The following is a 26518-nucleotide window of genomic DNA, read 5'->3' on the forward strand; positions in this document are numbered from 1 at the left end:
CCTCCTCTCCGTCAGCTCGGGTCAAGCCGATAGGAAAGCAACTCAAAATCTTCCGTATACACAAACGTTCCATACAATATCCCATCGCCTTTGACCGCATACTCGACAATATGATAATCGCCCGGAGCCATCGGAAGCGACGGGAGCGCTTCGAGTTCATGCCAAGCGAGCGTTCCTTCTTCGGATGAGGCGACGTTTTCCCCGATGAACTCATCGGCAAAAAACGTAAACATCATCCACTCTGACACCGTCTCGCTTCCGTTTTTTATCACGATCGTAAATACCCCTTTCAGACGAGGCTGTTTCAAGTAGATGCCCGTCTCTTCCCGGTATTCGCGAATGCACGCTTCACGCACCGTCTCGCCCGGCTCCATTTTGCCGCCCGGAGCGGCCCACCAGCCGCGCTTCGGCTTTTGCAAAAGCAATACGCGACCGTCTTGATACAATATGCAGTTCGTCACCCGTTGCAATTCGTTCACCTCAACTATGAGCCAACCCTTTGTCTAGTCGTTGCTATTTTCATTTTACCATAAATAGTTAAGCGTCTCCAATCGCGAAATGGTTGGAAACGAAAGCCGCCGGGAAACAGCGACGAGCGGGCGGCTAACCTCGTTTCTCCAATAGAAAAAACTCTGTCGCATCGGTATCGCCTTTCACACGCTCCCCCATTGCTCAAGAGAAGCAACCGTTTTTCACCGGTCTTCTCGGCGGTTCGTCAACAAGGCGGGCGTACAAAAAAGAGGCGCGGACAGACGCCCGCGCCAACAGCAAGAATCTATATAAAAGGGGGTCAATTACTTACTTATAGCATACGACAACTGTGTTGCATTCGTGTTACAGCTGGGTTAAATCCCCATTACGGTTTTGTTGCGATTTCATGACCGGTTATTGGACTTGTTGCGCCTTCTGTTGTTCTTTCAACTCTTCCACGTAATGTTGGGCGCTTTGCGCGGCGATGCTGCCATCGCCGGTCGCCGTCACGATTTGCCGGAGCGTTTTTTCGCGCACATCGCCAGCGGCAAAAATGCCCGGCACTTTCGTTTCCATTTTTTCGTTCGTAACAATATAGCCGTTTTCGTTTGTGATGCCAAGATGGGCAAACGGCTTCGAGAGCGGCACCATCCCGATGTAAATAAAGACGCCGTCGCACGGGAATTCGCGTTCTTCCCCTGTCTCCGTATGCACGAGCGTCACGCTGCCGACTTTGCCGTCCTTTTCGTTGATTTGTTTGACCGTATGATTCCAGATAAAATCGATTTTCTCATTGGCGAACGCCCGATCTTGCAAAATTTTTTGCGCCCGCAGCTTGTCGCGGCGGTGAACGATCGTCACTTTCCTAGCAAAGCGCGTCAAATAGACACCTTCTTCGACCGCTGAATCGCCGCCGCCAACGACGACCAAGTCTTTTCCTTTGAAAAATGCCCCGTCGCACACCGCACAGTAGGAAACGCCGCGGCCGCCCAGCTCCGCTTCCCCCGGCACGCCGAGCTTTTTGTATTCGGCGCCGGTGGCGATAATGACCGCGCGCGCTTTATACTGTTTGTCACCGACGACCACCGTTTTGTACGATTCGCCGTCGATGATCTCCTTGACATCACCGTAAGCGTATTCGGCGCCAAATTTTTTGGCGTGTTCAAACATTTTCGTCGCCAATTCGGGGCCTAGAATCGTCTCAAATCCGGGATAGTTCTCGACTTCCTCGGTGTTGACCATCTGTCCCCCCGGAACGCCGCGCTCAATCATGAGCGTCGACAAGTTGGCGCGCGATGTATACACAGCCGCCGTTAGCCCAGCCGGCCCGGCTCCGGCAATGATGACATCGTAAATCTTTTCATCTGCCACAACGTCCACTCCTTCGCTCGAAAGTCGCTTCATTTCCATCGTATCCGAGTCGGCGGCCAACGTCTATTGATTTGCTCATACCGAGGCGTTTTCCGCGCAAATCCCGTCGGCGAGCGGCGGGGTTCCTCCTCAGGTGGAAGGCAAAATGTTGCCCGTGGAACATTTTCGTCAAAATCCCTCGCCGGCACGGGGTGATGTTCATCCTCAAACAGAGGGCGACCGCTGCCCATGGAACGTTTCCTCGCCCGCCCTCGCTCTTTGAAAGGGCTTCGAACGACCGCTGCATTAGCGAAAGCCTGTTTGACGGCCATCGCCGTTTATGGATCAAAACGGCGCGCTTTTCGCACGTATTTTTGCACTGTAGCCACCGAAAGACGGTATTTGGCGGCCATTCCTTTTTGCGTCACGCGCTCGCCTCGCTGACGGCGCCAAAGGTATTCCAACGCCGCCGCCCACGCTGCGCCGTTCGCAAACGGTTCATCTTGAGCCGACAAGCGGATAGCCATCGCAAAGGCGAAGCGACCGATTGCTTCTTTTTCCTCATTATGCGCCGAAAGCGCATCAATCATGCGACCGATGTTCACCGCCCGCATGGCGGGACCGTCAGCGCGGCCAAATAGAAAATAGTCGGCAAACGGGCGCAACCGCGGGTCCGATGGAAGCAAGCGACTGATCGCCAACGCCAGTTCCGCTTTTCCTGCCTGCGGCGAACGGCTGAACAAATACAGCCCGTACAACTGATCGGCCAATTCTTCTGTCTCAAGCCAGCGGACGATGCGCACAAGCGTCTCGTCGCCAAACGTACGCTCCATCCAAGGCCCTTCCCCACGCTTTTCCGGATGCAGCGCGGCAAAACGCTCCCACACTTGGCGGGCGAGCGGCTCATGGCCAGTATGATAGGCCGCGTAAGCCAGCCAATAGTAAAACGGCCCATCGGCCTCAAATCCGTATTTGTACAAGCGGTGCAGCCAACGAAACGCCACATCGAAACGCCCGACTAATGCCATGGTCGCGCCCAGCTTGTATTGATGTTCGCGAAAAAGCGGGTACAAACCGGCCAACGTGTCGCCGAGCGCTGTCGTCTGCTGCTCATCGCGCAGATAATGGGCAAACACAAGCGCGTTGCAAAGCGCATGCAAATTGCCGGGATCGTGCGCCAACACTTCCTCCAATTGGCGCTGCGCCCGCTCCACATCGCCGCTGTAAAAATAGGCGAGCGCCAAGTTGTTGTGCGCCGGCCAAAATTCCGGGCGGCAGGCGATGACCGCCTTCAGCGTCTCGATCGCCTCCGCAAATTCGCCTTGCTCCAGCAAATAGCGGGCCCGCTCCTGCCAAGCCATGACCTGCTCCTGCTCCTCTGTCATCTCTTGAACGTCAAACTTGACCAGCTCAAGCAAGTCAGCGGCATCGTCGGCAAACTCGCCGTCCGGTTCATGCGTCAAATAGTGTTCGGCATATTGCCGCGCCTCTTGGAACAAGCCAAGACAGGCGAAATTGTTGGCCAAAAAGTAAAAACAGTCGTACATCGTTTCATCTAAATCATGGATGATGGCAAACAGCCATTGATTGGAACTTTGGTATTCGCCGAGTTCCGACAGGACAAGAGCGAGCTGCAGAACGAACGAAGCGTCCCGTCCATCAAGACGGACGGCACGCTCCAAATATTTTTTGGCTTTGTATAAATCGCCTCGATCGTACGCTTTCATGCCTTTTTTAAAAAAATACTCCCCGCTCTGAATGAACGGCACAATCGTCGATTTTCTTGATGGTTGCTTCAGTCGTTTTCCCATTCTATCCTCCGTTGTTCGCAAACTTCATCGAACAACAGTATACCATATGAACAGCGAAAATAAGCAAGAAACTTCAGGATTCATCGCCTGCTTCTTGACAGTCCGCGCAACAGAAACAAGCGCGACTTTTAGGCCGTCTTGGCCGCTCGCCTATGCCTTTTTCGTCTCTTTGTTTGTTTTTTGCGCATGCCGCTCAGCAAGCGTCGCCAGCACGGCGTCAAGCGGCAGCTTTTGCTCGCGCAACAGCACAAGCAAATGGTACAACAAATCGGCCGCTTCCCATTTCAGCTCTTCATGGCTTCGGTTTTTCGCCGCGATGATCACTTCGGCCGCTTCTTCGCCGACCTTTTTCAAAATTTTATCGACGCCTTTTTCAAACAAATACGTCGTATACGCTCCTTCCGGGCGTTCGGCGTCGCGCTGGGCGATGATTTGTTCCAGCTCATTCAAAATCGCAAACCGGTCGGCCGCCGGCGTGCGCGCTGCGCCGTCAAGCGCGCGGGAAAAGCACGAATACGTCCCCGTATGGCACGCCGGACCCGCCGGCTCCACCAACACGAGGAGCGTGTCGGCGTCGCAGTCGTAGCGGATGTCGACCACCCGCTGCACGTTCCCGGACGTCGCCCCTTTATGCCACAACGCTTGGCGCGAGCGGCTGTAAAACCACGTTTCCCCCGTTGCGAGCGTTTTTTCGAGCGACTCTTTGTTCATATAGGCGAGCATGAGCACTTCTTTGCTTTGCGCGTCTTGAACGATCGCGGGCACCAGCCCGTTGCCGTCAAAGCGAATGTCGGCTGTCATCGCACGTTCACTCCTCTTTCTTTCAAGTACGCCTTCACTTGACCGACCGATGTTTCTTTGTAATGGAAAATCGACGCTGCCAGCGCCGCGTCCGCTTTTCCTTTTTCGAACGCTTCCCAAAAATGCTCGGCCTTGCCGGCGCCTCCCGAGGCGATGACCGGAACCGGGACCGCTTCGCTCACCCGCCGCGTCAACTCGAGGTCAAAGCCGTTTTTCCCGCCGTCGGCATCCATGCTCGTCAGCAAAATCTCCCCGGCGCCAAGGCGCACCGCTTCGTTCGCCCAGGCGACGACTTCCCATTCTGTCGCGTTGCGGCCGCCGTGCGTATAAACGCGCCAAGAACCGAGCGCCTGGTCGTACTTTGCATCAATGGCGACGACGATGCATTGCGAGCCGAAAAAGTCCGCCCCTTCGGTGATCAAAGCGGGATGGAGCACCGCCGCCGTATTGAGCGACACTTTATCCGCCCCGGCGCGCAACATGCGTTTCATATCGTCAAGCGAATGAATCCCCCCGCCGACCGTAAACGGAATGGCGAGCTGGGCGGCAACGCGCTCGACGACATCGACCATCGTTTTCCGTCCTTCGTGCGAGGCGGAAATGTCCAAAAACACGAGTTCGTCCGCTCCTTGCTCATCGTACGCCTTCGCCAGCTCGACCGGGTCGCCGGCATCACGCAGCTGGACAAACTGCACCCCTTTGACAACGCGGCCATCTTTTACGTCCAAGCACGGGATGATGCGCTTCGTAATCACCGCTCGTTCACCGCCTTCAGCGCTTCCGCGAGCGTAAATTGATTGGTGTACAGCGCCTTGCCGACGATCGCCCCGCCGATGCCTTGACCGGCGTATTCGCGAAGGACGCGCAAATCGTCGAGCGAGCGCACGCCACCGGAGGCAATCACTTCTTTTCCCGTCGCCTCCGCCAGCCGGACCGCCGCAGCGATGTTGGGCCCTGACAGTGTGCCGTCGGTGGCAATATCGGTGAAAATAAACGTCTCCGCCCCCGCCTCGGCAAGCATCCTTCCGAGCTCTTCCGCTTTCACGTTCGATGTTTGCACCCAGCCGTCCGTCGCCACAAAACCGTCGCGGGCGTCGATGCCGATGGCGATCTGGCGGCCGTATTTTTTCAACATCTCTTTCACAAACGGCGGGTCGGCAATCGCCGCGCTTCCTAAAATGACGCGGGCGACGCCGCGCTCCAAGTAGTAGGCGACATCATCCTCGGTGCGAATGCCGCCGCCGACTTGGACGTTCACTGGAAACCGGCGGACCGTCTCAATGACAAACCGGTCGTTGACGCGCCGCCCTTCTTTCGCCCCATCTAAATCGACCATATGAATCCACTCCGCCCCTTGGGCGGCGAACTGTTCGGCCATCGCGACCGGCGAATCGCCGTACACCGTTTCTTTATTGTAATCGCCTTGCAGCAGGCGGACACATTTGCCGCCGCGCATATCGATCGCCGGATAAATCGTAAACGATGCCATCAGCCATTCCCCCTTCCTGTGGCGATGCCGACATAGTTGCGTAAGATGTGCATGCCGACCGCGCCGCTTTTTTCCGGGTGAAACTGTGTGCCAAACACGTGGCCGCGCCCAACGACCGCCGGGACGTCAACATCGTATTCGCTGCTGGCGAGCACGACCTCTTCATCGCCCGGGACGACGTAATACGAATGGACAAAATACACATGCCCTTCCTCGACACCGTCAAGAAGCGGCGACGGACGATGAAAGCGAAGCTGATTCCAGCCCATGTGCGGCACTTTGTACGGCTCACCGTCGTCCGTCACGCCCGGGAAGCGGACGACGCGGCCGCGAAGCAGCCCGAGCCCTTTTGTCGGCCCGTTTTCCTCGCTTTCGTCAAACAACAGCTGCATCCCTAAACAAATGCCGAGCAACGGCGTACCGTTTTCAGCCGCTGAACGGATAAAAGCAGCTAAACCTGTTTCGTTTAAAATGTGCATCGCATCGCGGAACGAGCCGACGCCGGGCAAAATGAGCCCGCCTGCCCGCGCCAGCTCCTCGTTGTCGCCGCTCACGATATACGGGCAGCCGAGCCGCTCGAGCGCTTTGCTGACGCTGTATAAGTTGCCCATGCCATAATCGATGATCCCGATCATCGTCATCCCATTCCTTTCTTCGCTGATCCATGCCCATCCCCTTGTTCAATGAACAACGGTATGGCGGCATCCTTATTTACGGCGCTCCTTTCATGCGCAACCCTCTCCTTAGCGACCGGCCGTCTTTCCTGCGCCCGCGGAACTTTCCCCGCAGGAAGCGCCGCCTTCGATTCGGACGCCTTCCCCGCGCCCGCGAAGCTTTTCCCCACAGGAAGCGCCCCCTCGATCCGGACGCCTTCCCTGCGCTCGCGAAGCTTTTCCCCGCGAGAAGCGCTCCCCTCGATCGGTTAGAGCATCCCTTTCGTCGACGGGACGCCTTTGACGCGCGGGTCGACCATCGTCGCTTCATCGAGCGCCCGCCCGAGCGCTTTAAACACCGCTTCGATCATATGGTGCGTATTGCGCCCATAATGAACGATGACATGCAAGTTCATCCGCGCCTCCAGCGCCAGCTTCCATAAAAACTCATGCACAAGCTCGACATCGAACGTGCCGACTTTCGCCGCCGGAAATTCGCCGCGAAATTCCAAATGCGGGCGGTTGCTTAGATCAATCACGACTTGCGCCAGCGCATCATCCATCGGCACAAACGCGTGGCCGTACCGCTTGATTCCCTTTTTGTCGCCGAGCGCTTCTTTGATCGCCTGTCCGAGGCAAATGCCGATATCTTCGGTCGTATGGTGATCGTCAATATGCGTATCGCCTTTCGCGTCAACAAACAAGTCAAACTGGCCGTGTTTCGCAAACAAATCAAGCATATGGGTCAAAAACGGCACGCCGGTCTCGAGCTCCGTCTTCCCTTCACCGTCTAGCGAAAACGTCAGCTGAATGCTTGTCTCCTTCGTCGTTCTTGCGATCGTCGCCTCTCTCGCCATTATCGTTCCCCTCTTTCTCGTTTCAGCCGCATCTCAACCGCGCGCGCGTGCGCCTCCAGCCCCTCGAGACGGGCAAACGCAGCGATTTTGTCGCCATGTTGTTTCAAGGCGGCTTCACTGTAAACGATCACGCTTGATTTTTTCACAAACTCGTCCACGCTCAAACCGCTTGAGAATCTCGCCGTGCCGTTGGTTGGCAGCACGTGGTTCGGCCCGGCAAAATAGTCGCCGACCGGCTCGGAGCTGAAGCGGCCGAAAAACATCGCCCCGGCATGGCGAAGCTTCCCTAACAGCGCCATTGGATCCGCCGTCATCACTTCCAAATGCTCGGGCGCCAGCTCATTGACCGCCTCAACGGCCTCATCAAGCGTATCGGTCACATAAATGGCCCCGTAGGTTTCCAGCGCCGCTTGGGCGATCTCGCGGCGCGGCAGCGTCTCAAGCTGCCGTTCCACCTCGCTCGCCACCGCCAAGGCGAGCTTCATTGACGGCGTCACCAAGATGGCTGACGCCCGCACGTCATGCTCGGCCTGTGACAACAAATCCGCCGCAATCTCATCCGGGCGGGCCGTCTCATCCGCGAGCACAACAATTTCGCTCGGCCCGGCGATCATATCGATCGCCACATGCCCGAACACTTCCCGTTTCGCCAACGCCACATAAATGTTGCCCGGTCCGAAAATTTTATCGACCGGCCGAATCGTTTCCGTTCCATACGCCAGCGCCGCGATCGCCTGCGCGCCGCCGACTTTGTAAATTTCCGCCACCCCAAGTTCATGCACCGCCGCCAGCACCCCAGCCGGGAGCGTGCCGTCTTTGTTTGGCGGCGAAGTGATGACAATCCGCTTCACTCCCGCCACTTGCGCAGGAATGACGTTCATCAGCACGGACGACGGATAAGCGGCCGTCCCGCCCGGCACATACAACCCGACGGCGTCAAGCGGCGTCACCTTTTGCCCGAGAATCGTGCCGTCTTCGTTCGTCATCCACCATGATTGGCGCTTTTGCCGCTCGTGATAGGCGCGAATGTGGGCCGCCGCTTCACGGATGATCTCCAGCATCTCCGCGCTCATGGACGCCTGCGCGCGCTCCATTTCCGCTTCCGTCACCCGCAGCGAATCCAGCGTGACGCCGTCAAACCGTTCCGTATATTCTTTCAGCGCCGCATCGCCCCGGGCGCGCACCGCGGCGATGATATCGAGCACGGCTCGGCGCTGCTCCTCCGTTTCGCTTTCAATCGTCCGCCTTAGCGAGACGCCGCCTTGGATTCGTTCGATTTTCATGGCTTTTCTCCTTTCCATCCGATGGCTTTTTGGACGTTTCCCCGTCTTTTGCGTCTCTCGCCTGTGCACCGTTCCGTTTCTTGTTCACACAAGCGTCACCGCTCGGGAATGACCGCCGCGAGCCGATCGACCAACCGCTCGATCTCCCCGCTGTTTAACCGGTAGCTGGCCGGATTGGCAATCAGGCGCGACGTCACCTCGGCGATTCGTTCAAGCTCGACAAGCCCGTTTTCTTTCAACGTCCGCCCCGTGGAAACGATGTCCACAATCCGGTCGGCCAAGCCGATGAGCGGAGCGAGTTCAATTGACCCGTTCAGACGGATGATTTCCACTTGCTCGCCTTGTTCGCGAAAATACGTTGAGGCGATGTTCGGATATTTCGTCGCCACCCTTGGGGCGATTTCATTCATCTTGACGCCGGGCAGCCCGGCGACGGCCAGATGGCAGCGGCTGATGCGCAAATCGAGCAACTCATAGACGTTTCGTTCTTCCTCCATTAAAACGTCTTTCCCCGCTATGCCTAGGTCGGCCACTCCATGCTCCACATACGTCACCACATCCATCGGTTTCGCCAAAATAAAGCGCATTTGTTCCTCAGCGACATCAATAACGAGCTTGCGCGATTCGGCAAACTCCGGCGGCAGCGCATAGTCCGCCCGGCGCAGCAGCTCGACCGCCTCGTCAAAAATGCGTCCTTTCGGCATCGCAATCGTCAGCATCCCGTCTTCCTCCCTGCTTGTCGTCATGCGTCAGCGCCACCTTCCGCTCTCGCTAATGTCCCTTCCGTCAAGCCGCCGTCCCTTTGAGGATTGCGGCACGCCCGTCCGCAGGCGCGAACCAGCGGGTTGAATGGCTGTTGTCCGCGTTCTCCCACGTCGTGACGCTCATTGCCCATCGCGCCCGCTTCGGCCAAGCAAATAGACGATCGACCGATAGCGCTGGCTGTAGGCGTCAATATCGCGAATGCCGGCGATATGCTGCAAGACGACGCGGCGCCCTTCCGCCCGTTTCGCCTCGGCGAGCTCGACCGCCTCCGCCAACCGCTCTTGGCTGAACACGATGCACTCGATCTCCTCGCGCACATCCGTCTCGCCAACCGCCTCGATCAGCCGATCGACGCGCAGGCCAAACCCCGTCGCCGGCGCCGGGCGGGAAAACTTCGCCAGCAATTCATCATACCGCCCGCCGTTGCCGATCGGGAATCCCACTTGCTCGGCGTACACTTCAAACAAAATGCCGGTGTAATAGCTCATATGGCTGACCAACGCCATATCGAGCTTCACCGCCTCGGCCACCCCATACGTCTCAAGCGCCGCAAACAGAGCGGCCACCTCGTCGGCGGCTTGCTGCCCTTCCCCGCTCGAAGCCAGCGCTTTTGCCGCCTCGATCGCCTCGCGGCCGCCGCGCAAGGAAAGAAGATCCAACAGCCGCTTTTGATCGATCGACGAAAGCGGCAGCGACTTCACATGCTCGCGGTAGCCGACATAATTTTTTTCATATAAGAAGCGGCGCAGCACACTCGCCCGCTCTTCATTCCCTAAAATCTCCAAAAAGAGCGCATTGACATAACCGATATGGCCGATGGCCACCGAAAAGCGGCCGAGACCCACGCGCTTCAACAGCGCCGCCATTAAGCTGATCACCTCAGCGTCGGCCGCCACCGTGCCATCACCGATCAACTCGACGCCGATCTGCTCAAACTCCGCCGGCCGCCCGCCTTCGCGCTGCTGCGCGCGAAACACATTGGCGTTGTACGCCAACCGGAGCGGGTTGCCGTCTTCATACAGCCTTGACGCCGCCACGCGGGCGATCGGCGCCGTCATATCGGGCCGCAGTACGAGCGTGTGCCCTTGCTGGTCCAAGAGCTTAAACAGCCGATGATCGGCGATCGCCGACGCCGCCCCGACCGTTTCATAATACTCAAGCGTCGGCGTCTCGATAAACTCATAGCCCCAGCGCTCGATTTCTCTCGCCATCACCGAGCGTACTTGCTTTTTCATTTCATATAAAAACGGCAGCGTATCGCGCATGCCTAACGGTTTTTCAAACATGAACAGCCTTTTTGCCATGTCCCCACGCCCTTTATCAAAAATGCTTTAGTTTGCTAATATGGTAGAGAAGTGAAGTTATTAGTAGTTTACTCCTTTGCGACCACAGCGTCAAGAGGAAACGCGCCATCCACAATAAAATGGACAAGGACTCTTCCAGACGAAGAAACGCCTGTTCATTTCGCTCCGCCTTGTGCATACCGCTGCTCCCGAAATCTCCAAGGCACAAAAGAACGCCGAATCGTTGAATATGTAGAAGCGACAAGAAGTCATGCTTCCGGATACGAAAGGGAACCTTCGTCGTGGAACAGAAGAACTCTTACTTCATAAAAATGGTTTGTTCATTCATTTTGCCATTTTTTCTCTCCGCATACAAAAAACCCGCCCCCGTTACTCGGAAGGCGGTTCGTTCGTGCCGACGATGCGCATCGGGCAGCCGGCGACCATGGCCCCGGGCGGGACGTCTTGATGAACGATAGTGCCGGCGGCGACGACGGCGCGGTCGCCGATCACGACGCCGTATACAAGTGTAAGAACAACGATTGCTCGTTTTACTAGGCCAATCTTCACCGGATGATGATGAAGGAGCTCTTACATTTTATGTAAGATTCCCAAACCTTCGAGTCGTGGTACTGATTCCGGAAATTCCTGTTTGACTTTGCCCTGTTGGCCCATTATCGTTCATCAAGCGGAAGGTCAATTGGTCCCGATTGGCCGTGTCACCGCATATTCTGGGGCTCGTGTTAGCGTACCACGTCAACTTCGAAATGTCCTCCTGCATGACGAGGACATTCTGGAGTTCATCCATGACAGGCATGTCGATTTCGCATCAGACGGTGTTCTTTATCTTTTTTCATAAACTATTCGATGTCTCATTGTTATAATTGTTGAAGAACAATCCTTCTAAATGGGATGGGAGCTTTAAAAATCATGTAGCTGAATGTGACATAGACGTATGTCTGCGGTCGTCAGAAATTTGAACATTAAACAGACAACATTTCGTTCATCTATGATAGTGGAAAGAGAGGAGAAGCCATGTTCAAAAAGTTGCATGAGAATAAAGATTTAGTAGGAGCAATGAATAAACAGCTCATGGAACTGCAAAAGATCATTGAAAATATGGACGAAAAACGGGGAAAAATATTTATCGAGTGGCTTGGAACACAAAACAAATATCTCGTCTGGGAAGAAACGTTTGACCCGTCTTATCTCCGGGCTTATAAGCGATCAGAAATCGTTTTAGCCCACTTTGGTTTTAATGTAGGTGCTGAATTTGGCGGCATGCACTATGCTGTTGTGATTCGTGATAGTTCAAAAAACAATCCCGTCGTCAACGTGGTTCCTTTATCTTCCTTAGACGAAAATGAAACAGAACAGGATGTACATAAAGACTCAGTCTTTCTAGGTACGATTGAGGGACTAAATGAAAAAAGGGCAGTGGCCATTCCAAACCAAATGCGGCCTATAAGCAAAATTCGCATTTTCAAACCTAAAAAAGCAAAGGATGATGTTTTCAAATTAACTAGCGAACAAATGGATCTGATTGACGAAAAAATCCGTAGGATGTACACTAAACTTAAAAAAGATCCAGGAAATTACTCTTGACACTTCTTTCAACATGATTTATCATTTTCTTGGAATGACATTTAGAAAACAAACATACGATAAATAATGCCCTTTGAGTGCCTTAAACTCAAGTGCGGCCAAAAATATTTTTCAACTGACCGTCACATGCACGGTCCAAAAGGAAAAGCCGTCCCGCAACGGGACGGCTTTTTACGTGTTTCGCTGAATTTTCGTCTTATAAACGGTTCATCTTGAATTTCCATTCATGTAAACCACAGCTCTATGTCGCCTAAGGAGGACCCTATTTGCTTCTGATTACCAAAGAAAACCCGCCCCCGTTACTCGGAAGGCGGTTCGTTCGTGCGAACGATGCGCATCGGGCAGCCGGCGACCATGGCCCCGGGCGGGACGTCTTGATGGACGATGGTGCCGGCGGCGACGACGGCGCGGTCGCCGATCACGACGCCGGGCAAAATGGTCGAATTGGCGCCGATCATCACCTCATCGCCGATTACCACATCGCCAAGGCGGTATTCGTCCACTAAATATTCGTGGGCGAGAATCGTCGTGTTGTAGCCGATAACGCAGTTGCGGCCGATGCGGATTTTTTCCGGGAAGAGAATATCCGGCATGACCATAAAGGCGAGCGCCGTTTGCTCGCCGATCTTCATGCCGAGAAACGTGCGGTACAGCCAGTTTTTCAGCGGCAAAAACGGCGTGTAGCGCCCGATTTGGATCACGATCACGTTTTTCAGCACTTTCCAAAACGAGACGGTGCGGTACAATTGCCAGAGCGAGTTCGCCCCGTGGACGGGGTATTTGGTCGTTCGTCTCACCGGGAGGACGCTTCCTCCTTCCGTTCATTGATGCCGACAATGGCCAGCAAATCGCTCATTTTTTCCAACATATAGTCCGGTTCATATTGTTCCAAATACTCGCGCCCTTTAATCGCCCAAGCGACGCCGGCCGTTTTCACGCCGGCGTTTTTGCCGGCCAAAATGTCGTGGTAGTTGTCGCCGACCATGAGCGCTTCGTCTGGTTTCGACTGAAGCGCCTCAAGCGCCTTATGAATCGGTTCGGGATCCGGCTTAGGACGGCTGACGTCATCAAGACCGATGACGCACGAGAAAAACGGCTCAAGCCGCGTTTTTCGCAAGCCCATGAGCGCCGTGTCATGCATTTTCGTCGTTACAACGCCAAGGCAAAATCCATGGCGGTGCAGCGTCTCGATCGTCTCATACACCGTGTCAAACTCGCGGATCAGTTCGTCATGGCGAGCGTGGTTGAACGTGCGATACGTCTTCACCATCTCCTCAACCCGCTCCGGATCGAGCGAGCTGAACGTCTCGTACAGCGACGGGCCAATGAACGGCAAGACGTCCTCACGCCCGTAGCGACCCGGGTAGTACTTCTCCAGCGTATGCAAAAACGACTGGATGATCAGCTCATTCGTATCAATCAACGTTCCGTCAAGGTCAAATAAAATCGTGCGAATCGTCATGATGCGGCTTCCTTTCTCATCGGGTGTTCAAAACGGCGCCAAAGGAACGCGACCGCCATCGTCAACAGCACAGCCGTAACGAGGCGAATGACCAACAACGGCCAGACCGGGATGCCAAGCGGAACGAAAATGAGCGTGTCCTCGACAACGGCATGGCAAGAAACGAGAAAAATAAACGCCAACGTCAAATCGCGCTTCGAGACGCCGTCTTCTTTCGCCGCCTGAATCATCACCCCCGCCCCATAAGCGAGGCCGAACACAAAGCCGGCCGCGAGCGTGAGCGATGTGTTCGGGCTCATGCCAAGCATCTTGGTCACCGGCGCCATCCAGCGCGAAAACGTCTCAATCCAGTGACGTTCTTTCAACACTTGAATGATCGTCATTAGCGGAATGACAATCGCGACCAGCTGCACGATGCCGGTGGCCGCTTTTTTCAGCGCCGCCAAGATGATGTCCCCCCATCCGGACGGCGGGGCGGTTTCAGGCGAGACAAACCCATATTGAGCGAGTTCCTGCCCCCCGTCCCATAAATGGGCGATCAGCAACCCGGATACAACGGCCAAGCCAATGCGCACGGCGAGCATGAGCCAAACGCTCATTCCCGTGCGCGAGGCGACGGAAGACTCGACGATCAAGTTATGGGAAAAAGAAAGCATGATCGCCAAAATCAATACTTCTTTCACCGTAAACTCAATCGTCAGCATCGCCCCGATCGCCGCGTACAGCCCGAGCAGATTGCCGAGCACCAGCGGCACGGCCGCATCGCCGGATAAGCCGAACCATTTCATCAGGGGAGTGACAAGGTCGATCAGCCATGAAAATAAAGGCGTCGGCTGCAACAGCGCCAAAACGAGCGTCACCGGAAAAATGATTTTGCCGAGCGCCCATGACGTCTTCAGCCCGGCGATGACGCCGCGCTGCAATGTTCCGATCATATCTCCTCTCTCCTTTGCTTGTCTTCATGATGTCGTGCGGCCTTTTCACCGCCCCTTTCCCTAGTCACCCGTCAACGGACTAGGGCGGTTATTCGTCTTGATATCTTGCTTCGGCCCATCCTTTCGCCCGGCGCACGATCCACAGCACGATCGACAGCACGATCAACGTCACGGATACGACTTGGGCCGCGCGCAGACTGCCGGCCAGCATCAGACTGTCGGTGCGCATCCCTTCAATCCAGAAGCGGCCCACCGAATACCAAATTAAATAGGATAAAAACAACTCGCCGCGCCGCAAATTGACGCGCCGCAGCCAAAGAAGCACAAAAAAGCCGGCGAGGTTCCAAAGCGACTCATACAAAAAAGTCGGATGCCAATAACGGCCGTCAATGTACATTTGATTGATGATCCAATCGGGCAAATGCAAGTTTTCCAAAAACGCGCGCGACACCGGACCGCCGTGCGCCTCCTGATTCATAAAGTTGCCCCAGCGCCCGATCGCCTGCCCTAAAATGATGCTCGGGGCGGCAATATCAGCAAGCTTCCAAAACGACAGCCCGCGCACGCGGGCGAACACCGCGCCGGTCGCCACCGCCCCGATCAGCCCTCCGTGAATGGCAAGGCCTCCTTCCCAGATTTTCGGAATCTCAGAAAGATGCTTTGAATAATAGTTCCATTCAAACAACACGTAGTACGTCCGCGCGCAGACAATGGCGATCGGCACAGCAAACAGCACCAAATCGACAAACGTCTCTTTCGGCAAGCCGCGCCGCACCCCTTCGCGCGTCGCAAGCCACAGCCCGATCAAAACGCCGGTGCCGATAATGACGCCATACCAATATATTGTAATCGGACCAAGGTGCAAAAACACGCGGTCAAGCGGCTGAATCGCAGACTCCATCTCTTCCACCTCCTATGGTGCGTATCAGGCAAGGACGAATGCCGCGCTTGGGATGCCTCCGATGCGCACGAAGGCGGCTTAAATCACGGGGGAACGAACGCTGTTGTCTCCCGCCACCGTCCCCGTTCGCGGTCCACCGTGAAAGAACAAATGCCACCGCTCAGGATGCTTCCAATGCACACGAGGACGGCTCAAATCACGAGGAACGCCGTTGTCTCCCACCGCCGCCCCCGCTCACGGTCCACCATTACTCGTAATCGGGCGCTCCATCCTCGATGGCATCGCTCAAGCGCGCCGAAAACTCCTCAGCGGCGTTGACGCCCATGCGTTTTAACCGGAAGTTCATCGCCGCCACTTCCACGATGACGGCCAAGTTGCGTCCGGGGCGGACCGGAATGGTCAGTTTCGGCAGTTCGGTATCCAATATTTTCACTTTTTCTTCCTCGAGCCCGAGCCGGTCGTACTGCTTTTCCGGATCCCACAGCTCCAAATCGATGACGAGCGAGATGCGCTTATGCGTCCGCACCGCTCCCGCGCCGAACAGCGTCATCATATTGATGATGCCAAGCCCGCGAATTTCCAGCAAATGCTCGATCAACTCGGGCGCGCTGCCGACCAACGTGTCCTCGTCTTCTTGGCGGATTTCCACGCAATCGTCGGCGACCAAGCGGTGGCCGCGCTTCACGAGCTCCAGCGCCGTCTCGCTCTTGCCGACGCCGCTTTTGCCGGTGATCAATACACCGACCCCATACACATCGACCAGCACTCCATGCACCGCGGTCGTAGGGGCAAGCTTGCTTTCCAAATAGTTCGTCAATCGGCTTGAGAGCCGGGTCGTTTTCATCGTCGAACGCATCACCGGCACCGACTGGCGCTCGGACGCTTCGATCAGTTCGGGTGGCACTTCAAGCCCGCGCGAAACGATGATCCCCGGCGTAATGTCGGTACAAAGCCGCTCCATCCGCGACCGTTTTTCTTCCGGCGTCAACGTTTCGTAAAACGACAGCTCGGTCCGCCCAAGCAGCTGCAAGCGCTCCGCCGGATAATAAGCGAAATAGCCGGCCATCTCAATGCCCGGCCGCGACAAGTCGCTCGTCGTAATCGGGCGGTAAATGCCCTCAGCGCCGCTGACGAGCTCGAGCTGGAACTGTTCGATGATGTCTTTCGTCCGCACTTTTGGCATACTCGGCCTTTCTCCCCTTTCCTCATCTTTTTCCATTGTAGCACGTTTCGTTTCGTCATTGAATGGAAAACAACGGCGAAAACAAAATCGGGACGGCTTCCCCGTCCCGATTCAGCCCCCGTCGAACCGAAACGATGCGCAACGCACCGTCTAGGCGCCGCTCCGTTCCGCGTCTCGATCGATTCACGCCGCGGCAGAAAACGACAGCGCCCCTTTCATCGATCGCACTTCCGTTACGAGCGGTTGCGCAGCGGCTCAATAATCGCCTTTTGCACAAGCAAATGGAAAAACGACAACACGATCGACGCGAGCAGCGCGGTGCCAAAACCGCCGATTTGAAACGCTTCTCCCATCAACCCGGCCGTCATCATAAGCGTGATGGCGTTGATCACAAACAAAAACAAACCGAGCGTTAACACCGTTACCGGCAGCGTCAATAAAATGAGGACTGGGCGGACGACGGCGTTAAGCACCGCCAAAATGAGGCTGGCCACAAACGCCGCCCCCACCCCACTGAAATGAATGTCGTCAAAATAGCCGTCAATCGCCATTAACAACACCGTATTTACGACAACTCCGATCAACCAATTGAGCATGGCCTCACCATCTTTTCTGTAATCTTCCGTGTTGAAACGCCATCGTCGGCCTATGTCGCCTTGAACCGATGGCCATCATCGTTTCTATTTTAACACTTGAATCCCTTTAATGACATTCCAAATCACAACCACAAGGTTCACCACCCCGGCCACAAGAAAGCCAAGCCACACGACCCCACTGCCAAACAAGAACGACCCCTCGTTCCAGTGGCCAAACAAGAGCGGCGAGGCGGCGAAGGCGATAAACAAGACAATGGTGGCGGCCGGAATCAAATGCGACACGAGCGACCGCTTCGCATGGCGTTTCACTTCCATATCCTCAACGACGAAATAAACGACGATCGGCAAAAGGAATGGCGCAAAAAAGACGCTAAAATAACAAAGCGCTGATACCATTTTATTCGTTGACATTGACAATCCCCTTTCCCACGTGTTCGTTTTGTATATACGATCATCATCAGGGAAAGTTTCCCGCCGTTGGAAAAAAAGACAGCGCAGCCACTCCCTCCACCGTGGGTTGAAAAAAGCGGCAAAAGCGTTACGCCTTTGCCGCCTCATACCGCGCCTGCATGCGCGCCCGGTCGCGTTCCAAAATCAGTTTCAAATAGCGGCCGGTGTAGGAAGCTTCGACCTCAGCCACGTGTTCCGGCGTGCCGGCCGCGACAATTTGCCCGCCGCGGTCGCCGCCTTCCGGGCCTAGGTCAATGATGTAATCGGCCGTTTTAATGACGTCCAAGTTGTGTTCGATGACGAGCACCGTATCGCCGTTGTCCACGAGCCGGTGAAGCACATCAAGCAGCCGGGCGATGTCGTCGACGTGCAGCCCGGTCGTCGGCTCGTCCAAAATGTAGAGCGTTCGGCCGTTCGAGCGCCGGTGCAGCTCGGCCGCGAGCTTGACGCGCTGCGCCTCGCCGCCGGAGAGCGTCGTCGCCGGCTGTCCAAGCTTCATATAGCCGAGGCCGACATCGTACAGCGTCGCGAGCTTGCGTTTGATTTTCGGGATCGAAGCAAAAAAGTCCAGCGCATCTTCGACCGTCATGTCCAGCACGTCGGCGATGTTTTTTCCTTTGTACGTCACCTCAAGCGTTTCGCGGTTGTACCGTTTGCCTTGGCATACTTCGCACGGGACGTACACGTCCGGCAAAAAGTGCATTTCAATTTTGATGATCCCATCGCCATGGCACGCCTCGCAGCGCCCGCCTTTGACGTTGAAGCTGAAGCGCCCTTTTTTGTAGCCGCGCACTTTCGCTTCGTTCGTGGCAGCAAACACGTCGCGGATGTCATCAAACACCCCGGTGTACGTCGCCGGATTCGACCGCGGGGTGCGTCCGATCGGCGACTGATCGATGTCAATCACTTTGTCGAGATGCTCAAGCCCGCGGATGTCGCGATGTTCCCCCGGTTTCGCTTTCGCCCGGTGCAGCTTTTGCGCCAGCGCCTTATAAAGCACTTCGTTCACAAGCGTGCTTTTGCCCGAGCCTGACACCCCGGTGACGGCGACGAACGTACCGAGCGGAATGCTCACCGAGACGTTTTTCAAGTTGTGCTCGCGGGCGCCGATCACCTCGAGCCACCGTCCGTCCGGCTGGCGCCGTTCGGCCGGGAGCGGGATGAATTTTTTCCCCGACAAATATTGGCCGGTGAGCGAGTTCGGATCGTTCATCACCTCTTCCGGCGTGCCGGCCGCGACGACCTCGCCGCCGTGGATGCCCGCCCCCGGACCGATGTCAATCAAATAGTCGGCCGCGAGCATCGTATCTTCGTCATGTTCGACGACAATGAGCGTATTGCCGAGGTCGCGCATGTTTTGTAACGTCGCGATCAGCCGGTCGTTGTCGCGCTGATGCAGGCCGATCGACGGCTCGTCGAGCACGTACAAGACGCCGGTGAGCCGCGAGCCGATTTGCGTCGCCAAGCGGATGCGCTGCGCCTCGCCGCCAGAAAGCGTGCCCGCCGAGCGGCTCAGCGTCAAATAGTCGAGGCCGACGTTTTGCAAAAAGCCGAGCCGGTCGCGAATTTCACGCAAAATGAGGCGGGCGATTTGCGCTTCTTTTTCCGTCAGCTCGAGACCGTCAAAAAAGGCGAGCGCCTCGGTCACCGACATGGCGGTCACTTCGCCGATATGCTTGCCGCCGACCAAGACGGCGAGGCTTTCTTTTTTCAGCCGGTAGCCTTGGCACGTCGGGCACGGCTGTTCGGCCATATACTTTTCCATCTGCTCGCGGATGTAATCGGAGCTTGTCTCGCGGTAGCGGCGCTCGATGTTGCGCAAAACCCCTTCAAACTCGATGTACTGTTCACGCACTTGGCCGAAATCGTTCGTATAGCGAAAATGAATGACTTCCCCGCCGCTGCCGTGCAAAATTTTATCGAGCTGTTCTTTTGGCAAATCTCTCACCGGCACGTCCATCGGGATGCCGTAATGGCGGCACACGGCTTCGAGCAGCTGCGGGTAGTATTGCGAGCTTTGCGGCTCCCACGGAGCGATGGCGTGCTCCTTCAATGTCAATTCATCGTTCGGGATGACAAGGTCGGGATCGACTTCGAGCTTCGCCCCGAGCCCGTCGCAGTCCGGACAGGCGCCAAACGGGCTGTTGAACGAGAACAGGCGCGGCTCAAGCTCCCCGATCGAAAAGCCGCAATACGGGCAAGCGTGCTTTTCGCTGAACAAGAGCTCTCCTTCGCCGATCACGTCGACGATGACTTTGCCGTCGGCGAGCTTCAAGGCTGTCTCCAGCGAGTCAGCGAGCCTTGCCGCGATGCCGTCTTTCATCACAATCCGGTCGACGACGACCTCAATCGAATGCTTTTTGTTTTTTTCCAGTTCGATGTCTTCCGTTAACTCGCGCATCTCGCCGTCAATGCGGACGCGCACATACCCTTGTTTGCGAATATCCTCCAATGTCTTGGCGTGCGTCCCTTTTCGACCCGAGACGATCGGCGCCAAAATTTGCATTTTCGTCCGCTCCGGGTACGCGAGCAGCCGGTCGACCATTTGCTCGATCGTCTGCGATTGAATTTCGATGCCGTGCGTCGGGCAGAACGGCCGGCCGATACGGGCGAACAACAGCCGCAAGTAGTCGTAAATTTCCGTCACCGTGCCGACCGTGGAACGCGGGTTGCGGCTCGTCGTCTTTTGATCGATCGAAATGGCCGGCGACAATCCTTCGATCGCATCGACATCCGGCTTGTCCATCTGCCCTAAAAACTGGCGGGCGTACGCCGACAACGATTCGACGTAGCGCCGCTGGCCTTCCGCGTAAATCGTATCAAACGCCAGCGACGACTTTCCCGAACCCGACAGCCCGGTCAACACAACAAGCTTGCCGCGCGGGATTTCGACGTCAATGTTTTTTAAGTTATGGGCGCGCGCCCCTTTGATGATAATTTTCTCCATTCCCGTCACCCTTCCGCTTTCAACTCAAAAATGGCATCACGCAGCTGGGCGGCCCGCTCGAAGTCGAGCGCTTTGGCCGCTGCTTTCATTTCCGCTTCGAGCGTTCGAATCAGCTCTTCCCGCTCCTGCTTCGTCATCTTGGCCGGCGCCTTCGCCTCGTACGTCTCTGTCTCTTCCGCCGCATACGTCGCGCGGATGACGTCGCGAATTTCCTTTTTCACCGTGCGTGGCACGATGCCGTGCTCTTGGTTGTACGCTTCCTGAATCGTCCGGCGCCGCTTCGTTTCTTGAATGGCGATTTCCATCGATTTCGTCACTGTATCGGCGTACATGATCACATGGCCGTTCGCGTTGCGCGCCGCGCGGCCGATCGTCTGGATGAGCGAACGCTCCGAGCGCAAAAACCCTTCTTTGTCGGCGTCCAAAATGGCGACAAGCGACACTTCCGGAATGTCCAATCCTTCCCGCAGCAAGTTGATGCCAACAAGCACATCGTATTTGCCGAGCCGCAAGTCGCGGATGATTTCAATGCGCTCCAGCGTTTTAATTTCCGAATGCAAGTAAGCGACTTTGATGCCGGCTTCTTTCAAATAATCGGTCAAGTCTTCGGCCATTTTTTTCGTCAACGTTGTGACTAACGTCCGCTCGTTCCGCTCGACCCGCTCGCGAATTTCGCCGATCAAATCGTCGATTTGCCCGTTCGTCGGACGGACATCGATCGTCGGATCCAACAGCCCGGTCGGGCGGATGATTTGTTCGACAACGCCCGGGCTATGCTCAAGCTCATACGGCCCCGGCGTCGCGGAGACGTAAATAATTTGATTGATTTTTTGCTCGAACTCTTCAAACGTGAGCGGCCGGTTGTCAAGCGCCGACGGCAGGCGAAAGCCGTGGTCGACGAGCACCTGCTTGCGCGCCCGGTCGCCGTTGTACATGCCGCGCAGCTGCGGCAAGGTGACGTGCGACTCATCAACGATGATCAAAAAATCGTCCGGAAAATAGTCAAGCAAGGTGTATGGCGTCGAGCCCGGCGGCCGCAGCGCCAAATGGCGCGAGTAGTTTTCGATGCCGGAACAAAAGCCCATCTCGCGCATCATTTCAAGATCATAGCGCGTCCGCTGCTCGAGCCGCTGCGCCTCCAAGAGCTTCCCTTGCGCGCGCAGTTCGGCAAGCCGCTCCTCGAGCTCTTGTTCGATGTTTTGAATGGCGAGCCGCATTTTCTCCTCGCGCGTGACAAAGTGTGACGCTGGGAAAATGGCGACGTGCTCACGCTCGCCGAGCACCTCGCCGGTCAAGGCGTCCACCTCGCGGATGCGGTCGATTTCATCGCCGAAAAATTCGACGCGGATGCAATGCTCATCGCGCGACGCGGGGAAAATTTCGACGACATCGCCGCGGACGCGGAACGTGCCGCGCCGGAAGTCGATATCATTGCGGTCGTATTGGATGTCAACGAGCCGCCGCAACAACGCGTTGCGCTCGATTTCCATCCCGACGCGCAATGAAACGACGAGCTCCCGGTATTCTTCCGGCGACCCTAAACCGTAAATGCACGACACGCTGGCGACGATGATGACGTCCCGGCGCTCAAACAAAGCCGATGTCGCCGAGTGCCGCAATTTATCGATTTCATCGTTGATTTTCGCGTCTTTTTCAATGTACGTATCCGTCTGCGGCACGTACGCTTCCGGCTGATAGTAATCGTAATAGCTGACAAAATATTCGACGGCGTTGTGCGGGAAAAACTCCTTCAGCTCGCTGTACAATTGGCCAGCGAGCGTTTTGTTGTGGGCGATGACGAGCGTTGGTTTGTTGACTTGGGCAATCACGTTCGAGATCGTAAACGTTTTGCCCGTCCCCGTCGCCCCAAGCAGCGTTTGATGCTTCACTCCGCGCCGCAACCCGTCAACGAGCTTGGCGATCGCCTGCGGTTGATCGCCTTGCGGTTGATAAGATGAAACTAGTTGAAAACGGCCCTCCACCGTTCCGCCTCCTTCTCCGTACCATCTTTCCCCATTGTACCACATCGGCTCCATCGACGCATCAAAAATGCGAACTCATATTCGTACCAATCCGTTCAGCGTTTTCCATCGCTCCCTCTTTCCTGCACTTCCGGGAAGAAACCGCTGTCTCAAGGAACAAGACGAAGCGCCCCATCAACAGACAGAGGCGCTGGCATCGGTGCAGCGAGACGCAGGCGCAGAGCAACGATATCTCGATTTTGCGGCCATCATCGCCCTTTTTAGCAACGCCAAAAAGCGGACTGGTTCCTTCTTCCCCGTCCGCTCCTTTAGAGGCTGGTGATTTAGGGAGCAAGCCGCTGATCAAGCCCGTTTCTCCAATAGAAAAACGTTGTATCATCAGCGCTTCTTTTCACACCTTCATCCATTGATCAGGGAAAACAGCTATTTTCCGCCGGCCTTTTTAAGGCTGTTTGCCTTGATCGATGGAACAAGTTTTTCTACATTAAGAAGCGATTCCGAGAAGCGGCTGCGCGAGTCCATCACCGCTCCGCTTTGCTTGCTTCACCGCCCGCCGGCGAGGAAAAGCGGTGATCATCACAGCCGCGCCGCCGGCCATCCCCCTTCATTTTTCCTTCAAGCGCTCAAGCATGCGCCCTGCCCACAAAAACCCGGCTATCGTAGAAGCAACATCGGCCACGATTTCATGAAACTGGTCCGTATACCCTTTCAGATAAGAAGCTACAAGCAGGGCGACGGTCAACAACACCGCGATGTATCGATTGTACGTCACCCGCGCGAACAACAACACTAAGAGACACGGTATGAAAAGCGCCGCCAAAAACCACATGATTGTCTTCTCCTTTACGAAACAGCTTCCGATGCCAAGGAGCCGCGCTCCCGGACGAACAGCAGCCCAAGCTCATGGTGTTCATCCTCATAGAGCGCCCCTTGGACAAAACGAACTTCTCCGTTATCGCCGATCACTTCCAATTTGCAAAATGCGCGGTTGCGCTGGAGCGCTTCGTAAAACTCCGCCTCCGTCCGCACTGGCACCCCGTTCGTTTTGCAGATCACTTCCCCAATCGAAAGCCCCATTTTTTCCGCCTTTGACCCCGGCAGCACCCCGACGATGACCACTCCGTGCGGATGACGGGCAAAGCGGGGCGGGGAAGCGCTGTCGGCGCGGCGGCCAGAAAAAGCGATCCATTCACGCCCGATGACCGCCACCACTCCCGCCGCCACCGCCAGCGGCGCATACCATACGCTTCCTGTCGCCAACACGGCAACAACGCCGGCCAGCAGCAGCACGAGCCGCCCTTCCCGACGCGCCGCCTCGGGCGGCCGCACATGATGGCGACGCTGAGAAAACCCGAGCAGGAACGGAACAAGCCAAAACGAATGCCCTTCCCCGCCGACAGCGAACGGCCACCATGGAAGCGACGGCAGCGAGCCGCCGGCCATCGGCAACACGACCGGCACAAACCAGAGGCGCTGCACCCATTGCCGGCCGATGGTCATTCCCCGCTTGCTTTTCAAAAGCTGCGGCGAAGCGGGCTCCGTTCGCGTCCGAATGATGAGCCATCCTTCAGCCGCCAACAGCAACGTCAGCCACAGCGCCAACACCGGCGCTGCTTCTACGCCATCGCGAAGCCAAGGAACAGCCATCCTGCCGCGCTCGGCCATCGCGAGCACGAGCAGCGTCCCCCCCAGCGTATACGCCGCCGACAATAGCCGCGCTTCCATCGTCAAGCCAAGCAGCACCGTGAGCGCGGTCACCATCCAAACGACCTCCTTCGGCACGACGAGGCCCACCCCAAGCGCCACCGCTGACAGCACCGCCCCCGGAAGCCATCCGCTTGTCCAAAGCCCCCGCCATTCTTTCCACGGACTGTAGACGCGCACGTGAAAATCGCGGCGCTCGCGCTTCACCCGCCGCCAACCGGCGGCCAAGGCGAGCAAGGCGCCATAATAAAGGAGCGGCTGCCGCCATACCGCCGCAATCCCTTCCAGCCATTCAAGCCCCCATGTCGCCATCAACGTTCCCCCTTGTTTCGTTCACCGTTCTTTACCTTTTATTCTACCAAATGGCCGCGACAAATCCTATGCCTGCCGCCATCTTTTTTCCCCATGTGGCGAAATGCCGTCCTTTTCGGCTTTCTTTGCCGAATCGCCACTAGTTTTGTCGGTCAGGAAGGAGTTCGCGCCCTCAATGAAAAAAAGATAGAACAAGAAGGAGAAAGGGAGGAGTGGAACGATGGAAATAAAAACGACCGATGTCGCCGCCCGTCTTGGTGTTTCGCCGAAAACCATCCAACGCTGGGTGCGGAAGTATGACATCCCGCTGCGCAAAAATGAAGCCGGCCATTACTTGTTCGATGAAAAAACGATCGCTTTGTTGGAACGCGTCAAATTCGAACAAGGCGCGGCCTTGGAACGGCCTGCAGCCGCGCGGCACCCTTCCGCTGCAGCGTCGTTGCCAACCGACAACCAACCGAAACAAGAAGCGCCGTCGCCCACGCTCGACGTTTTGCGCCAGCCATCCTTCGAACTGGAAATCGCCCGCATCTCTTCGCGCCTTGATCAACTCGAACAGCAGCTCGGCCAAAAAGCCGACGACGTCGTCTCCGTTCAATTGCTGCATCACCGTCGGGAAATGGAAGAAATCACTGCCCGCCTCGCCGCGCTCGAACAGCTCGTCGCCCGGCTCGAGCAACAGCTGAATAACAAGCCGCCATCATCCCACGAACCGCCCCAACCACCGAAGCGAAAACGGCGCGGCCTCAGACGGGTGATCGGTCTGTTCGCCTAGCCGGCCGCTTCAGTTCCCGCCGCGCGGGCGGCTGACAACTGACCGTTGGCGGTGAAAGAGCAACACGCAAGGCGGCAGCGAATCGAAAAGGCCGGTGATTTAGTGCAAAATGCTGCTGAGTTCCACCTATTTCTCAATTAGAGAAACTTCAAAGAATCAGCTTTCTTTTCTGAATGAAAATGCCTCCAATTGGTGTGTGACAGCGGTTTTTCACCGGCCTTCTAGACATGATCACCACAGGCTAACTAGCGAGTGAAACAACTGGTTCGCTCGATTCATGAGATTCAAAAACGGAACAAATAACAACTCCAGATTGTTTTCAGCTCGGGAAATGCTTCAAAAAGCCTATATGGCTGGTTAAAAATAGTTGTTTCTCTTGAACAATAGGGGGGCGTGTGAAAGGCGATCCTGATGCCACAGGACTTTTCGATTTGAGAAACGAGGATGGTAAGCGGCCTATTTCCTTAAATCACCCTTCCTCTATGCTTCTATCACCCGTCTTCTCGAGAGGAGCGATTTTCGCTAAACGTGTTCATGACAAGCTTGGTTCACGCAACAAATGGCTGTTTTGATGGTTTTCTACTTTCGCCGAACGTGTTCATGACAAGCCCGCCGCCGTTCCAACAGAAACGGGGACCTAGCCCAAAAGGCGCCTTCAAGATAGGCACCACATATAGGGCGGCAGAAGCAGCCAGTGCGTTATATTAGCAACGAAAGAGGGTGTCCCGATCCTTTGTGGGGACACCCTCCTTCTCTTGCATTGCTATATATACGGTTCTGCCTCACGATATGGGGCTCGCCTTTTCGCTCCCCCTCTTTCTCATCCCGTCCAGCCACGATCGAATCAAGCGACAACGCCGGCCATCGCGCTTTCCCTCACAAAAGCCATTGATCGATGAAACG

General features: G+C 56.1%; 25 protein-coding genes and 1 pseudogene. 2 read left to right on the plus strand and 24 right to left on the minus strand.

Going from position 1 to position 26518, the window contains the following annotated elements; translation table 11 throughout:
- Positions 1 to 11 precede the first annotated feature (11 nt).
- From GC56T2_RS15160 to GC56T2_RS15220, 12 genes and pseudogenes are all read right to left on the minus strand, one after another.
- A complete protein-coding gene (locus tag GC56T2_RS15160; RefSeq protein WP_033021541.1) occupies positions 12 to 470 on the minus strand; it encodes an NUDIX hydrolase in 459 nt (152 codons plus the stop codon).
- A gap of 415 nt (positions 471 to 885) precedes the next feature.
- The gene (gene trxB / locus GC56T2_RS15165) at positions 886 to 1842 is read right to left on the minus strand and encodes a thioredoxin-disulfide reductase (protein WP_033021515.1); all 957 of its coding nucleotides are present in this window, start codon (positions 1840 to 1842) and stop codon (positions 886 to 888) included.
- A 317-nt stretch (positions 1843 to 2159) separates the two neighbouring features.
- Positions 2160 to 3632, minus strand: a complete 1473-nt coding sequence (locus tag GC56T2_RS15170) for a tetratricopeptide repeat protein (RefSeq protein WP_144976316.1) — start codon at positions 3630 to 3632, stop codon at positions 2160 to 2162.
- A gap of 150 nt (positions 3633 to 3782) precedes the next feature.
- Positions 3783 to 4433, minus strand: coding sequence for a bifunctional phosphoribosyl-AMP cyclohydrolase/phosphoribosyl-ATP diphosphatase HisIE (gene hisIE / locus GC56T2_RS15175; RefSeq protein ID WP_144976318.1), 651 nt, complete (start codon positions 4431 to 4433; stop codon positions 3783 to 3785).
- Positions 4430 to 5188: an imidazole glycerol phosphate synthase subunit HisF gene (hisF, locus tag GC56T2_RS15180; protein ID WP_033021521.1), complete on the minus strand. Its 759-nt coding sequence runs from the start codon at positions 5186 to 5188 to the stop codon at positions 4430 to 4432. Before hisF ends, hisIE begins: the two co-directional genes overlap by 4 nt.
- Positions 5185 to 5922: a 1-(5-phosphoribosyl)-5-[(5-phosphoribosylamino)methylideneamino]imidazole-4-carboxamide isomerase gene (hisA, locus tag GC56T2_RS15185; protein ID WP_144976320.1), complete on the minus strand. Its 738-nt coding sequence runs from the start codon at positions 5920 to 5922 to the stop codon at positions 5185 to 5187. The genes hisF and hisA overlap by 4 nt, the downstream gene beginning before the upstream one ends.
- Positions 5922 to 6563, minus strand: a complete 642-nt coding sequence (hisH, locus tag GC56T2_RS15190; RefSeq protein WP_144976322.1) for an imidazole glycerol phosphate synthase subunit HisH — start codon at positions 6561 to 6563, stop codon at positions 5922 to 5924. The genes hisA and hisH overlap by 1 nt, the downstream gene beginning before the upstream one ends.
- Positions 6564 to 6844: 281 nt before the next feature.
- Positions 6845 to 7432: an imidazoleglycerol-phosphate dehydratase HisB gene (gene hisB, locus GC56T2_RS15200; RefSeq protein ID WP_031407121.1), complete on the minus strand. Its 588-nt coding sequence runs from the start codon at positions 7430 to 7432 to the stop codon at positions 6845 to 6847.
- On the minus strand, positions 7432 to 8715 hold the full coding sequence (hisD, locus tag GC56T2_RS15205) for a histidinol dehydrogenase (protein WP_144976327.1): 1284 nt from the start codon (positions 8713 to 8715) through the stop codon (positions 7432 to 7434). The genes hisB and hisD overlap by 1 nt, the downstream gene beginning before the upstream one ends.
- 95 nt (positions 8716 to 8810) lie before the next feature.
- Entirely contained in the window at positions 8811 to 9434 is a 624-nt protein-coding gene (hisG, locus tag GC56T2_RS15210) for an ATP phosphoribosyltransferase (RefSeq protein ID WP_031407118.1), read from the minus strand.
- 165 nt (positions 9435 to 9599) lie between these two features.
- Complete coding sequence (locus tag GC56T2_RS15215; protein ID WP_144976329.1) at positions 9600 to 10784, minus strand: ATP phosphoribosyltransferase regulatory subunit; 1185 nt, start codon at positions 10782 to 10784, stop codon at positions 9600 to 9602.
- Positions 10785 to 11153: 369 nt separating this feature from the next.
- Positions 11154 to 11294: pseudogene (locus GC56T2_RS15220) on the minus strand (acyltransferase); the annotation flags it as partial.
- A 504-nt stretch (positions 11295 to 11798) separates the two neighbouring features.
- Between GC56T2_RS15220 and GC56T2_RS15225 the strand changes: the two are divergent.
- Positions 11799 to 12368 carry a type II toxin-antitoxin system PemK/MazF family toxin gene (locus tag GC56T2_RS15225; protein ID WP_144976331.1) on the plus strand — a complete coding sequence of 190 codons (570 nt, stop codon included), beginning with the start codon at positions 11799 to 11801 and terminating at the stop codon, positions 12366 to 12368.
- A 299-nt stretch (positions 12369 to 12667) separates the two neighbouring features.
- On the opposite strand, the gene GC56T2_RS15230 is transcribed toward GC56T2_RS15225, so the two are convergent.
- The 12 genes from GC56T2_RS15230 to GC56T2_RS15285 form a co-directional block, all read right to left on the minus strand.
- Positions 12668 to 13165: an acyltransferase gene (locus GC56T2_RS15230; protein WP_063164777.1), complete on the minus strand. Its 498-nt coding sequence runs from the start codon at positions 13163 to 13165 to the stop codon at positions 12668 to 12670.
- The gene (gene ppaX, locus GC56T2_RS15235) at positions 13162 to 13830 is read right to left on the minus strand and encodes a pyrophosphatase PpaX (protein ID WP_144976333.1); all 669 of its coding nucleotides are present in this window, start codon (positions 13828 to 13830) and stop codon (positions 13162 to 13164) included. Before ppaX ends, GC56T2_RS15230 begins: the two co-directional genes overlap by 4 nt.
- Positions 13827 to 14765 carry a nucleoside recognition domain-containing protein gene (locus GC56T2_RS15240; RefSeq protein ID WP_144976335.1) on the minus strand — a complete coding sequence of 313 codons (939 nt, stop codon included), beginning with the start codon at positions 14763 to 14765 and terminating at the stop codon, positions 13827 to 13829. The genes ppaX and GC56T2_RS15240 overlap by 4 nt, the downstream gene beginning before the upstream one ends.
- Before the next feature lie 88 nt (positions 14766 to 14853).
- Entirely contained in the window at positions 14854 to 15666 is an 813-nt protein-coding gene (gene lgt / locus GC56T2_RS15245; protein WP_144976338.1) for a prolipoprotein diacylglyceryl transferase, read from the minus strand.
- A gap of 247 nt (positions 15667 to 15913) precedes the next feature.
- A complete protein-coding gene (gene hprK / locus GC56T2_RS15250; protein WP_061912580.1) occupies positions 15914 to 16849 on the minus strand; it encodes an HPr(Ser) kinase/phosphatase in 936 nt (311 codons plus the stop codon).
- Positions 16850 to 17082: 233 nt separating this feature from the next.
- Positions 17083 to 17445 (minus strand): phage holin family protein, encoded by a 363-nt coding sequence (locus tag GC56T2_RS15255; protein WP_144976340.1) that lies wholly within the window; start codon positions 17443 to 17445, stop codon positions 17083 to 17085.
- Positions 17446 to 17529: 84 nt separating this feature from the next.
- Positions 17530 to 17856: a magnetosome magnetite crystal formation protein family gene (locus GC56T2_RS15260; protein ID WP_144976342.1), complete on the minus strand. Its 327-nt coding sequence runs from the start codon at positions 17854 to 17856 to the stop codon at positions 17530 to 17532.
- Between the two features lie 127 nt (positions 17857 to 17983).
- On the minus strand, positions 17984 to 20842 hold the full coding sequence (uvrA, locus tag GC56T2_RS15265) for an excinuclease ABC subunit UvrA (RefSeq protein ID WP_144976344.1): 2859 nt from the start codon (positions 20840 to 20842) through the stop codon (positions 17984 to 17986).
- Between the two features lie 5 nt (positions 20843 to 20847).
- Positions 20848 to 22824 carry an excinuclease ABC subunit UvrB gene (gene uvrB / locus GC56T2_RS15270; RefSeq protein ID WP_144976346.1) on the minus strand — a complete coding sequence of 659 codons (1977 nt, stop codon included), beginning with the start codon at positions 22822 to 22824 and terminating at the stop codon, positions 20848 to 20850.
- Positions 22825 to 22885: 61 nt separating this feature from the next.
- Positions 22886 to 23203, minus strand: coding sequence for a hypothetical protein (locus tag GC56T2_RS15275; protein ID WP_144976348.1), 318 nt, complete (start codon positions 23201 to 23203; stop codon positions 22886 to 22888).
- A gap of 225 nt (positions 23204 to 23428) precedes the next feature.
- Positions 23429 to 23653 (minus strand): CsbA family protein, encoded by a 225-nt coding sequence (locus GC56T2_RS15280; protein ID WP_033017804.1) that lies wholly within the window; start codon positions 23651 to 23653, stop codon positions 23429 to 23431.
- A 14-nt stretch (positions 23654 to 23667) separates the two neighbouring features.
- Positions 23668 to 24840, minus strand: coding sequence for a PDZ domain-containing protein (locus GC56T2_RS15285; RefSeq protein WP_144976350.1), 1173 nt, complete (start codon positions 24838 to 24840; stop codon positions 23668 to 23670).
- A gap of 220 nt (positions 24841 to 25060) precedes the next feature.
- Between GC56T2_RS15285 and GC56T2_RS15290 the strand changes: the two genes are divergently transcribed.
- The gene (locus GC56T2_RS15290) at positions 25061 to 25615 is read left to right on the plus strand and encodes a MerR family transcriptional regulator (protein WP_144976352.1); all 555 of its coding nucleotides are present in this window, start codon (positions 25061 to 25063) and stop codon (positions 25613 to 25615) included.
- Positions 25616 to 26518: the final 903 nt, after the last annotated feature.

Source organism: Geobacillus sp. C56-T2, from assembly GCF_007829715.1.
GTDB classification, from domain to species: domain Bacteria; phylum Bacillota; class Bacilli; order Bacillales; family Anoxybacillaceae; genus Geobacillus; species Geobacillus icigianus.